The sequence below is a fragment of the Delftia sp. WSY_22 genome (genome assembly GCF_043104185.1).
Taxonomy (GTDB): Bacteria; Pseudomonadota; Gammaproteobacteria; order Burkholderiales; family Burkholderiaceae_C; genus Comamonas; species Comamonas tsuruhatensis.
Genome location: NZ_JBICKN010000017.1, coordinates 23477 through 35128, shown reverse-complemented (window position 1 = coordinate 35128; position 11652 = coordinate 23477). Strand labels below are relative to the sequence as shown.

General features: G+C 67.6%; 11 protein-coding genes and 1 riboswitch. Of the genes, 8 read left to right on the top strand and 3 right to left on the bottom strand.

The features are described 5' to 3' along the window. Positions 1-12: 12 nt before the first annotated feature. The 8 genes from ACF8NF_RS08795 (at position 13) to ACF8NF_RS08760 (ending at position 7899) form a co-directional block, all read left to right on the top strand. Positions 13-639, top strand: a complete 627-nt coding sequence (locus ACF8NF_RS08795) for a TetR/AcrR family transcriptional regulator (RefSeq protein WP_252653308.1) — start codon at positions 13-15, stop codon at positions 637-639. Continuing rightward, positions 636-1685: a DUF418 domain-containing protein gene (locus ACF8NF_RS08790; protein ID WP_046987487.1), complete on the top strand. Its 1050-nt coding sequence runs from the start codon at positions 636-638 to the stop codon at positions 1683-1685. The genes ACF8NF_RS08795 and ACF8NF_RS08790 overlap by 4 nt, the downstream gene beginning before the upstream one ends. 60 nt (positions 1686-1745) lie before the next feature. Beyond that, a riboswitch (TPP riboswitch) is annotated at positions 1746-1837 on the top strand. A 66-nt stretch (positions 1838-1903) separates the two neighbouring features. Continuing rightward, entirely contained in the window at positions 1904-3022 is a 1119-nt protein-coding gene (locus ACF8NF_RS08785; RefSeq protein WP_047475310.1) for a long-chain-fatty-acid--CoA ligase, read from the top strand. Further along, the gene (locus ACF8NF_RS08780; RefSeq protein ID WP_392450465.1) at positions 3019-4506 is read left to right on the top strand and encodes an acyl-CoA reductase; all 1488 of its coding nucleotides are present in this window, start codon (positions 3019-3021) and stop codon (positions 4504-4506) included. The genes ACF8NF_RS08785 and ACF8NF_RS08780 overlap by 4 nt, the downstream gene beginning before the upstream one ends. 1 nt (position 4507) lies before the next feature. Then, positions 4508-5293, top strand: a complete 786-nt coding sequence (locus ACF8NF_RS08775) for an ABC transporter ATP-binding protein (protein ID WP_016450563.1) — start codon at positions 4508-4510, stop codon at positions 5291-5293. Next, a complete protein-coding gene (locus ACF8NF_RS08770; RefSeq protein ID WP_046239926.1) occupies positions 5290-6051 on the top strand; it encodes an ABC transporter permease in 762 nt (253 codons plus the stop codon). The genes ACF8NF_RS08775 and ACF8NF_RS08770 overlap by 4 nt, the downstream gene beginning before the upstream one ends. A 38-nt stretch (positions 6052-6089) precedes the next feature. Further along, positions 6090-7100: an ABC transporter substrate-binding protein gene (locus ACF8NF_RS08765; RefSeq protein ID WP_046239925.1), complete on the top strand. Its 1011-nt coding sequence runs from the start codon at positions 6090-6092 to the stop codon at positions 7098-7100. A 1-nt stretch (position 7101) separates the two neighbouring features. Continuing rightward, positions 7102-7899 carry an SDR family oxidoreductase gene (locus ACF8NF_RS08760; protein WP_154834033.1) on the top strand — a complete coding sequence of 266 codons (798 nt, stop codon included), beginning with the start codon at positions 7102-7104 and terminating at the stop codon, positions 7897-7899. A gap of 7 nt (positions 7900-7906) precedes the next feature. On the opposite strand, the gene ACF8NF_RS08755 is transcribed toward ACF8NF_RS08760, so the two are convergent. From ACF8NF_RS08755 to ACF8NF_RS08745, 3 genes are all read right to left on the bottom strand, one after another. After that, positions 7907-9724 (bottom strand): methyl-accepting chemotaxis protein, encoded by a 1818-nt coding sequence (locus ACF8NF_RS08755; protein ID WP_392450464.1) that lies wholly within the window; start codon positions 9722-9724, stop codon positions 7907-7909. Positions 9725-9817: 93 nt separating this feature from the next. Then, positions 9818-11011 carry a helix-turn-helix domain-containing protein gene (locus ACF8NF_RS08750; protein WP_074924035.1) on the bottom strand — a complete coding sequence of 398 codons (1194 nt, stop codon included), beginning with the start codon at positions 11009-11011 and terminating at the stop codon, positions 9818-9820. Positions 11012-11192: 181 nt separating this feature from the next. Next, positions 11193-11543 (bottom strand): hypothetical protein, encoded by a 351-nt coding sequence (locus tag ACF8NF_RS08745; RefSeq protein WP_128422723.1) that lies wholly within the window; start codon positions 11541-11543, stop codon positions 11193-11195. Positions 11544-11652 lie beyond the last annotated feature (109 nt).

The following is an 11652-nucleotide window of genomic DNA, read 5'->3' as shown; positions in this document are numbered from 1 at the left end:
ATCATTCGGGGCATGAAAAAGAAGGAAGACATCAGCGAGCGCAGGGCCCTCATCGTGCAGGCTGCCCTGCAGTGCTTCGTGGAGCGCGGCTTTCACTGCACCAGCATGCGCGACATTGCGCAGGCTGCCTCGGTGAGCCTGGGCAACCTGTACAACCACTTCGACGGCAAGGAGGCCTTGATTGCCGAGGTCGCCACGCAGGAGCAGACCGAGCTGCTGCCCTTGCTGCAGGCGCTGGAGCGGGCCGCAGCCCCTTCGCTGCCGGTGGTGGCGCAATTCCTGGCCGCCTACCAGGCGCTGTGCCGCCAGCGGGAATGGGCCGTGCTCAGCGCCGAGTGCCTGTCCGAGATCGCGCGTTCGCCCGGGCTGGCGCCGGCCTTCGAGGCCAACCGCAGGCGCATGCTCGACGGACTGGCAGGCTTCATGGAGCGCGGGGCGCAGCAGGGCCTCTTGCGGCCCGCCGTGCCCGTGCGCCTGGCCGCGCAATTGCTGCTGGATGCCGTGGAAAGCGATGCGCTGCGCTTTGCGCTGGCGGTGACGCCGCAAGAAGACGCGGGGGCGGATGAAGGGGTCGATGTGCTGCATCCCGCCTTGCTGGCCTGCCTTCTTGGAGGCGAGGCACAGGGAGACGCGACATGAGGCATGCCACCGGCAGGGGCGCCCGCCTGGCGGGGCTGGACCTGGCGCGCTACCTCGCGCTGGCAGGCATGGTGTTCGTCAACTTCAAGCAGGCCATGCATCCCGCGCTGCAGGAGCCTGGCTGGCTGCTGTCGTTCTTCCATTTCCTGGAGGGCAAGGCCTCGGCCACCTTCGTGGTGCTGGCAGGCCTGGGCCTGGTGCTGGCCACGCGCTCGCTGGAGCCGGCCACGGCGCGCCTCTGGACGCTGCGCCGCGCGCTGTTCCTGCTGGTGGCCGGTGGCATGAACCTGCTGATCTTTCCGGCCGACATCATTCACTACTACGCGGTGTATTTCGTGTTGGCCATCGCCTGGCTGCAGGCCGGCGCACGGGCGCTGCTGGCCGGCATGGCGGCAGTGGCCGTGCTGTCCGCCTGGGCCTTGCTGCAGCTGGACTACAGCCAGGGCTGGGACTGGGCCAGCCTGTCCTACCAGGGCCTGTGGGAGCCGGCCGGCTTTGCGCGCAACCTGCTGTTCAACGGCTTCCATCCGGTGCTGCCGTGGTTTGCGTTCTTCCTGTGCGGCATGCTGCTGGCACGCCTGCCGCTGGCCGAGCCGCGCGTGCAATGGACCTTGGTGGCTGCGGGTGGCGTGATGGTGGGATTGGCCTGCGCCGTCTCGGCGCTTGCGGCCCGCAGCGCTTGGGCTCCCTGGCTGGCCACCGGCCCCATGCCGCCCGGCCCTGCCTACCTGCTGATGGGCCTGGGCTGCGCCAGCATTGCCATCGGCGCCTGCCTGCGGCTGGCCGACCGCTGGCCCGGTGGACCGTGGCGCGGCCTGCTGCCGGCCGGGCGCATGACGCTGACCCTGTACCTGGCCCACATCCTCATCGGCATGGGGCTGCTGGAGGCCATGGGCGCGCTGGACGGATCGCGCAGCCTGCGCGAAGTGGCCGTGGCCGCCGCGCTGTACGTGATCATCGCCAGCCTGGCCGCCTGGGCCTGGAGCAAGAAGGTGGCGCAGGGGCCCGTGGAATGGGTGATGCGGCGGCTGACGGCACTGGGCTGACGCAGTCTTGCAGGGCGATGGCCCCGGGCCTGCGGCGTTGGCGACCCTGCTGTAAGATAGCCCTCCGCTCCGGGGTGCACGCCAGTGCTGAGATCCACACCCGAGAACTTGAACCGGGTCATTCCGGCGGAAGAAGAGCTTGCACCCCTGCGTGGCCGCCCATGCGCCACGGGCGGGGCGCCTTCGGAGCATCACGTCCCAGCTCTCGAAGGAATTCCATGGACAAGGCCCGGCCCCAGGCGGCTTCTCTGGTCGCAGACCTGCTTGCATTCATCGCCATGGACGGCTGCACCGACGAGCAGTTCGACGCACTGGCGCTGCGGCTGTTCGCCTACCAATACGAATCGAATGCGCCGTTTCGCAGCTTCTGCCAGCGGCGCGGCGCCACGCTGCGCAATGTGAAGACCTGGAGCGACATTCCCGCCGTGCCCATCGATGCGTTCAAGGCCATGGAGCTGCGCAGCGAGCCGGCCTCGCCCGCGGAGCGCGTGTTCATGACCAGCGGCACCACGGGCCAGGCCAAGGGACTGTCTTCGCGCGGGCGCCACTTCCATCCCGCGCTCGATGTCTACGATGCGTCGATGACGCGCAACTTCGCGCAGCGCTTCATGGCCGGGCACGAGCGCCTGCCCATGGGCATTCTCTTTCCCGACGAGCAGGCCATGCCCAACTCTTCGCTGGCGCATTACCTGGCGCTGGCCAAGACGGAATTCGGCACTCCCGACAGCCGCTACTTCCTCACCCCCGACGGCCTGGACATGCCCGGCCTGTGCGCCGTGCTGGAGGAATCCGAGCGCAGCGGCCGCCCCTATGCGCTGCTGGGCGCCAGCTTCAGCCTGGTGCATGTGATGGACGCGCTGCGCGAGCAGGGCCGCAGCTTTTGCCTGCCGCCGGGCAGCCGCATCCTGGACACGGGCGGCTACAAGGGCCAGTCGCGCGAGTTGCCGCTGGAGGACTTCTACGCCGACCTGTCCCGGCTGCTGGGCGTGCCGCGCAGCCACTGCATCAACATGTACGGCATGACCGAGTTGAGCACGCAGTTCTATGACGACGGCAATGCCACGCTGCCCTCGGTCAAGTCGGGGCCGCACTGGATACGCTCGCGCCTGGTCGAGCCCGTCACCGGCCGCAGCGTGGCACCCGGCGAGCGCGGCATTCTCGTGCACTGCGACCTGGCCAACTACAACGCGGTCACCACCATCCTCACCGAGGACGTGGGCCTGTGGGCCGGCCATGGCGAGAACAGCGGTTTCCTGTTGCTGGGGCGTGCCGAGGGCGCAGCGGCCAAGGGCTGCTCGCTGGCGGTCGATGAATTCGTGAAGGCCGCTGCTGCATGAACATCGAGAGGATCACGGCCGGCTACCTGCCCGACCTGCCTGGTTTGCGCGAGGACGAGGTGCAGTGGCATGTGCTGCCCTTCGAACGCAGCGGCGTGCGGCTGGAAGTCTCCGTGCCCCTGCTGACCGGCCCGCAGATGCATGCGCTGGCAGCCCATGTGCGCCGTGCCGCCGACCGCCACCTCAGGGCCATGCCCGTGGCCGAGATCATCGATGCCATCGACCGTGCCATTGCCCGCCTGCTGGACCGCAGCGATCCCTATCGGCGCCAGGCCGAGACCTGGCTGCCCGTGGTCAGCGGCTATGACGCCGACATGGTGCGCCTGGGGCTGACGGGCTTCTTCAAGACCTTTCGCGCCGCGCAGCTGCGGCGCTTCGTGGCCGAGGACTTTGCCAACCCGGCCGTGCTCGACGGCTTCCAGCCCGCGCCCAAGGGCGGCGCGGTGCGCGCCTTCGGGCCCGACCTGCTGATGCACAGCTGGGCCGGCAATGTGCCTGCGCTGTCCCTGTGGAGCCTGGTCTGCGGCCTGCTGGTCAAGGCGCCAGCCATTGGCAAGCTGGCCAGCGCCGAGCCGCTGTTCGCGGGCTGGTTCGCACGGCTGCTGGCCGAGGTGCATCCGCCGCTGGCCGATTGCCTGGCCGTGGTGTGGTGGAGCGGAGCGGGGGGTGTGGATGGGGCAGATGGCGCGAATGGAGATGCCGCCGCCGCGCTCCACGCCGAGGCCGACACCGTGCTCGCCTACGGCGGCAACCAGACGCTGCAGGCGCTGCGCCAGCGCCTGCCCGTGACCACGCGCTTTCTGCCACATGGCCACAAGCTGGGCTTCGGCATGGTGGGCGCCCAGGCGCTGGACACGCTCAAGGCGCCCGCCGTGGCGCGGCTGGCGGCCTGGGACGTGATGCGCTACGACCAGCAGGGCTGCTACTCGCCCCATGTCTTCTACGTGGAGCGCGGCGCCCCAGTCTCTGCGCGTGCCTTTGCCGACTACCTGGCGGCCGAACTGGCCAACCTGCAGCGGCGCTTTGCGCGCCGGCCGTTGGAGCTGGAGGAGGGCGCCGCCGTGGCCCGCTGGCAGCAGGCCGTGGAATGGTCGGGTGACGAACAGCACCTGCTGGGCCCGGTGGACGCGCCCTGGAGCGTGGCGTACAGCGACAGCCTGCAGCCGCTGGCGCCCACGGCCCTGTACCGCACGATTGCCGTGGTGGGCGTGGACCGCCTGGATGACGCCGTGCCCGTGGTGGCCGCGCAGCGCGACTACCTGCAGACGGCCGGCATTGCCGCCTCGCCCGAGCAGCTGTACCGGCTGGCGGGCCTGCTGGGGGCGGCCGGCGTCACGCGCATCAGTGCCATCGGCTCCATGAGCATGCCCGAGGCCGGCTGGCACCATGACGGCCGCTTCAACCTGCTGGACCTGGTGCGCATGACCGAGATAGAGCAATCTGCCGAGGCGGCGGCGCAGCCGTTTGCGCCGTATGCGGACTGACATGGCGAACCTGCAAGAGGGGACGGACGGGGCTGCAACCATGGCGTTTCTCGATGTCGAGCAAGTGGTCTTCACCTACCCGGGCCGCCCGCCCGTGGTGGACGGCGTGGACTGGCGCGTGCAGGCCGGTGAGGTCCACTGCCTGCTGGGCCGCAGCGGCTGCGGCAAGACCACCTTGCTGAAGCTGGCGGCGGGGTTGCTCAGGCCGCAGTCGGGCCGCATCCTGCTGCGTGGCGCCGAGCTGGCCGAGCCCGGCCCGCAGCTGGGCTTCATGTTCCAGGCGCCTACGCTGCTGGAGTGGCATACGGCGCTGGGCAATGTGCTGCTGCCCGTGTCGCTGCAAAGGCGACCCGCGCCGCAGGACGAACAACGCGCCCTGGCGCTGCTGCAGCAGCTGGGCCTGGCCAGCCATGCGCAGCGCCATCCGCGCCATCTCTCGGGCGGGCAGCAAAGCCGCGTGGCGCTGGCGCGGGCGCTGGTCCTCGATCCGCCGCTGCTGCTGCTGGACGAGCCCTTTGCCGCGCTGGACGCCATCACGCGCGCCGAGCTGCAGGACGACCTGCTGCGCACCTGCCGCGAGCGCGGCACCACGGTGCTCTTCGTCACCCACGACATCAACGAGGCCGTCTACCTGGGCGACCGCATCGCCCTCATGCACGGCGGGCGCATCGTGGCCGATATGGCGGTCGATCTGCCCGCGCCGCGCACCCAGGCCATGCGCCACGGGCCGGCGTTCAACGAACACTGCGCCCGCGTGCGCGCAGCCCTGGACAGGACGGCGGCATGACGATGTCCTTGTTCCATGCCCGCCTGCTGGCCGCCGCGCTGGCGCTGGTCCTGCTGGGCCTGTGGGAACTGCTGGTGCGGCAATGGGGCCTGTCCGCCCTGGTGCTGCCGGCGCCCTCGGCCATTGCGGCATCGCTGTGGACGGGGCTGGCCACGGGCTATTTCTGGCCGCACATCTGGGCGACGCTCCAGGCCCTGCTGCTGGGGCTGGCGGCCGGCAGCGCGATCGGCCTGCTGGCGGGCATGGCCCTGGCTGAATCCGAGCTGCTGGAGCGTGTGCTCAAGCCCTACGTGGTGGTCAGCCAGGTCGTGCCCAAGCTGGCGCTGGCGCCGCTGTTCGTGCTGTGGTTCGGCTTCGGCATGCTGCCCACGGTGCTGATCACGGCGCTGATCTGCTTTTTCCCGCTGATGGAAAACACCCTGACCGGCCTGCGCCAGGTCGATGCCCAGCGGCTGCAGCTGTTTCGCATGCTGGGCGCCACGCGGCTGCAGACGCTGCTGCGCCTGAAGCTGCCCACGGGCCTTCCCGCCATTCTTGCGGGCCTGCGCGTGGCCGTGGTGCTGGCCCTGGTCGGCGCCGTGGTGGCCGAATTCATGGGCGCCAGCCGGGGCCTGGGCGCCGTGGTCATTGCCGCCCAGGGAATGATGGACACCACCCTCATGTTCGCCGCCCTGGTGCTGATCGCCGCCATGGGCCTGCTGCTGTACCAGGCCTGCCTGGTGCTGGAGCGCCGGCTGCTGCGCTCGCGCGCCGCCTGACCACCCTGAACACTTCCGCAACCTTTTCCCCAAGCGCCATGCACACACCGCAATCCCCCTTCCTCACCCGTCGCAGCCTGCTGGGCGCCTCTGCCGGTTTTGCCGGCCTGGCGCTGGCCGGCAATTGCCTGGCCGCTCCTGTGCAAGGCAAGATCCGCCTGGCGGGCTGGAGCAAGCCCATCAGCGAGATCACCAACATCCTGGCCGAGCCCGACAAGGGCTTCTTCAAGGCCCAGGGCGTGGAGCTGGCCTACCTGCCCGGCGCGGGCGGCGGCGACGCCATCCGCAACATGCTCAGCGGCCAGGCCGATGTGGCCTTCACCGACCCCGGCTCCTTCTTCATGGCGCTGGACAAGGGCGAGAAGCTGGTCGCCATCTACGACATCTACCCGCAGAACGTGTTCAACGTGGTCTCGCTCAAGTCGGCCGGCATCCGCAAGCCGGCGGACCTCAAGGGCAAGAAGATCGGCGTCTACAGCCTGTCCAGCGGCACGCGCCAGAACCTGCTGGTGATGCTGCACCAGGCCGGCCTCAAGGAGTCGGACGTGACCATCGTCGTCACCGGCCTGCTCAACTTCGCGCCGCTGATGCAGGGCCAGGTCGATGCCACGGCCGCCACCGACACCGGCCTGGCCGTGGGCCTGCGCAAAGGCATTGGCGAGGTCGATGTGATGCAGGTGCGCGATCACCTGAACATCTCCAGCGACATGTTCGTGGTGCGCGAGGACACGCTGCGCGACAAGAAGGACCTGCTGCGCGCCTTCCTCAAGGGCTACCGCGACAGCGCCGCCTGGATGATGGCCAACCCTGAGGAGGCCGCCACGCTGGCCGGCAAGCACGCCATCGACGGCACCCAGCGCGACATCAACCTGGACGTGATCCGCCTGCGCAATGCGTCTTCGCAGCCGCTGCAGGCCGGCAAGCCGCTGGGCAGCTTCGACCTGGCCGCCCTGCAAAAGGGCGCCGACGCCTACCGCGCGCTGGGCATGGTGCAAAGGCAGATCAAGGTGTCCGACGTGGTGGACACCAGCCTGCTGCCCGGGGCCTGAGATGGCACAGCCGTCTTCCCTGGGCCTGCAAGGCAAGGTGGTACTGGTCACCGGCGCCGGCCGCGGCATAGGCGCGGCCATTGCCACCGCCTTCGCGCGCGAGGGCGCCCTCGTGGCGGTCAACCACCTGTCCAACGACGCTGCCGCCGCCCGCACCGTGGCGGCCTGCCAGGCTGCGGGCAAGCAGGCCGGAGGCGATGCCTGGGCCATCAAGGCCGATGTAGGCTCGCAGCCTGCCGTCCAGGCCATGGCCGAGGCCATCGCGCGCGAGGCCGGCGCCATCGACATCGTGGTCAACAACGCCTTCAGGCCCTATGCCTTCGATCCCGAGCGGCGCAGCCGTTTCGACGACCTGGACTGGAGCGACTACCAGGCCCAGTACGACGGTGCCGTGGGCGCGGCCTTCAACGTCTGCCGCGCCGTGCTGCCGCAGATGCGCCAGCGTGCGCGGGGCAGCATCGTCAACATCGCCAGCAACCTGGTGGAGCACCCCGTCGTGCCCTACCACGACTACACCACGGCCAAGGCCTCGCTGGTGGCCTTCAGCCGCAACCTGGCCAGCGAGCTGGGGCCCGTGGGCATACGCGTCAACTGCGTGGCGCCGGGCCTGGTCTATCCCACGCAGGGCACGCAGGACACGCGCGAGTCCTTCCGCGAATCGCTGATGGCCGCCACGCCGCTGCGCCGCCTGGCAAGCCCCGAAGACGTGGCGGGGCCGGTGCTGTTCCTGGCCTCGGAACTGAGCGGCTTCATGACGGGACAGGTACTGTTCGTCGATGGCGGCCTGGTGATGCGCTGAGCCTGTTCTAGAACTGCTCCCACTCATCGGCCTCGGCCATCTCGGCCATTCCGGCCGCCGTGGCGCGGCGGGGTGTTGCCGCCTTGGCGGGCAGCGCCACAGGCGCGCTGGAGGCCGCAGCCGCTGCCGCGCGCAAGGGCTTGGCGGGGCGGGGCACGGCAGGGGCCAGCGCGGGAGACGGCCTGGCGGTCTGTGCACGCGCCGGCACGGCCGCTGCCACTGTCGTGGACTTGGACAGGGCGGCCTGGGGGCGGGTCGCGTTCTCATCCAGCCGGAACACGCTGACCAGTTGCACCAGTTGCGCGGCCTGCTTGTTCAGGCTGTCGGCAGCAGCGGCAGACTCTTCCACCAGGGAAGCGTTTTGCTGCGTCACCTGGTCGAGCTGCTGCACGGCGTCGCTGACCTGGGTCACGCCCTGGGACTGCTCCTGCGTGGCGGCACCGATGTCGGAGATCAGTTCGGCCACGCGGTGCGTCTGGGTGACGATGTCGTTCATGGTGCTGCCGGCCTCGGCCACCTGGCGGGAGCCGGCGGCGACCTTGCCCACGCTCTCGCTGATCAGGCCCTTGATCTCCTTGGCCGCATTGGCGCAGCGCTGGGCCAGCGAGCGCACCTCCGAGGCGACCACCGCAAAGCCCTTGCCCTGTTCCCCGGCACGCGCGGCCTCCACGGCGGCATTGAGCGCGAGGATGTTGGTCTGGAACGCAATGGCGTCGATCACGCCGATGATTTCCCCGATCTTGCGCGAGCTGTGCGTGATGTCCTCCATGGTGCTGACCACGCCATGCACCACCTCGCCGCCGTGCACGGCCGTGGCGCTGGCCGACTGGGCCAGGCCCGAGGCACTGCGCACCGTGTCCACGTTCTGCTGAATGGTGGCGGTCATCTGCTCCATGGAGGCAGCCGTTTCCTCCAGGTTGGCGGCCTGCTCTTCCGTGCGCGCGCTCAGGTCGGCGTTGCCCGAGGCGATCTGGCTGGCGCCCGTGGCAATCGATTCGCTGCTGTGGCGCACCTGGCTGACGATGCCGGCCAGGCTGGCGCGCATGGCCTCCAGGCTGGCCAGCAGGCTGGTGGTATCGCCCCGGCGCAGCTGTACGTTCACCGCCAGGTTGCCCTTGGCCACTTCCTGCGTGACCTGGGCCGCGTAGGCCGGCTCGCCACCGAGCAGGCCCTTGATGCGGCGGGTGATGGCCCAGGCCACCAGCGCACCCAGCAACAGCGAGGCCAGGGCCAGCGACAGCATCTGCCGGCCGGCGGCCAGCGATTTGCCTTCGGTGGCCTGGGCCGTTTCCGTGGCACGCACCTGCTGGTGGGCCAGCATGTCGTTGATGGCGGCAAAGAACGCGTCCTGCTGCCTGCGGAACTCTCCGCTGCTGCCCAGCATGGCCGAGACAGTGGGCAGGTCATGCCGCATGGCCGCGGCCATGAACTGGTCCAGCAGCGGCAGGTAGGCGGTGCGCGCATTCCTCATGCGGTCGTACAGGGCGATGCCCTGCGGCGTGCTCAGTCCCTCGCGGAACTGCTCCATGAGCTGGCCTATCTTCTGGCGCTGCGTGTCCAGCGTGGCCTTGGCCAGGGCCTTTTCCGCAGGGTCTTCGATCAGCGCCAGACTGCGCACGCCGCGGAAGATGAACTCAACCGAGCTCTTGACCTCCACCAGCCTGAGCAGGCTGGTGATGCGCGTGTCGGCCAGGTAGGAGACATCGTCCGAGGCCTGGATCAGCCGCGCTCGGCCCAGCAGCGCAATCGACAGCGCGATGAGGATGAGAACCGAGAAACCCAGACCCAGCATGGAGCCCGTTTTCATATTCTTCAGATATTTCATGCGTCTTCCTTTGCGTCCTACTTTGCGTGTTGCTTCGGGTGATCGGTAGGGCCTGAATACACGCCCGTCATATGCATTCCAGGATTTTTCAAATCACGTCAGCCGGTGGTGCCGAACCCAGGCCGATGGCGGTATCCCATAATGGCCGGAAAAATCCCTGGAAAATGTGGAGAGGGAGGAATATCCAAGCCGGGAGGAAATCTGTCCTATGCTTTGATCCGTGGTCAGCAAGGATTCCGCAGCCAGGTGGATACGGCTTTGTCTTATATATTCACCAATGCTGCATGATCGGCTATGGCGAAATGAAACTTCCAGCGTGCGGCGGCTGACGCGGCAATGGTCGGCAATGGACTGCACCAGCAGTTTCTTGTCCAGGTTGTCTTCTATGTATTGAAGGGCGCGTTTCACATAGGCAGGTTCCAGGTCATGCAACCGCGCCTCGTCCATGGCCGTGAATCGTGATTTCTCCAGATAAGGACTGATGGCCATGCTCTTGAGTCGCATGATGTTCAGCGCCTTCAGCGTGGACAGTGCGCCCGCGAAATCGCCCTGCGTTTCCTGTATGTGGTACTCATAGACCAGCGCATTGCGGTACAGGCCCTCCAACTGGTAGGTCTGCGCCGTGGACTTGGCCAGTACGGCGGCCTGCAGCGCCTGTCCGTACTGGCGCTTGCTGCAATGCACCAGCGCACTGCTGAGCCAGGCCCAGCCTGCAATGGGCGGGTTCTTGGCCTGGTAGTGGATGCCGATGCGCTCAATGGCGCGGACCACGGCGGCAGCCTCGCGCCGGCCCGACTCCAACCCCTTGAGCGACAGCCGCAGCAGCTCGCTGTACGGCCAGGCCAGGCCCGCTGGCAGCTGGCGGCCCACATTCCCCAGCAGGTCCTGCAAGGCAGCGCTGTCGGGCGCAGCGGCACCCAGCTGGACCAGGCCTGAATCGGGCGGCGGCCCGCACCACAGGTCCTGGTGGTTTTTATAAAGAAAGACCTTCCAGAGGATTTGCGCCCTGGCCCAGGTGATCAGGGCGGGCAGCCAGGGGCTGTCTCCGGGCGCCATTTGCGCAAAATCATGGTCCTTGCCTTCGATCAATTGCAGGGCGGTATCGAGCTCGCCCAGCCGGCCATGCGCCAGCGCCAGCACATAGGTGGCGCGCACCAGGGCCTCGGGCGGCAGCAGCGCGGGATTGGCCATGGCCGCCGTGGCCAGTGAAATGGCATTGCGCTCCTCACCCAGCTGGCAATGGATGAAGGCCGCTGCGATGCGCGACGACACCGCGCGGTCAGGCATGCGGTGCAATTCGAAAATCGCCTGCGCTTCCTGAATATGCCTGAGTACCAATGATGGATATATCGGCGGCTCCGGCCATTTGCAGGCCTGCAGCAATTGCTCGGCCCGGCTGATTTTATTGTTTCCCTGATCAGTACGCTGGTGATGGTCGGATATTATTCTCCACAATCTGGATGCGCTCTCATCTGGGTGGCCGTGGATGTTGTGCGTCAAAAGATGGATTGAGTAAGAATTCTTGCATGAAAAAATCAATGATCCTGCTCGATTGATGCATTTTCATGATGAATGCATCTGTGGGGTGGCGCAGGCCTGTCCCATGGGAAACACTGATTGACTGGAGGAATCTTACAGGCTGAATAAACAATTGTTTACATTTGGAAAAGCTTTCTCTTGTCAGATTGCGCAGGCGTTTGTCTTTTTGCGAAACTTTCTCCGGCTCCATTGACTTAATTCGCTGATGCGGCTCGGTTTTTCTGATGGGAAAAATCACAAAGGCCCGCGAGAAAATCCCTGAGTTTTCTAGGGTTGTCACAAGTCGAGTGATATGCGGCCCGCATGTGGGCGGGGTGGATCTGGGCCGGTACCTGCCAGGCAAGGGCGGGCGGTCGGACGAGCTGGGCGCATTGGAGGGGTCGTGCGGC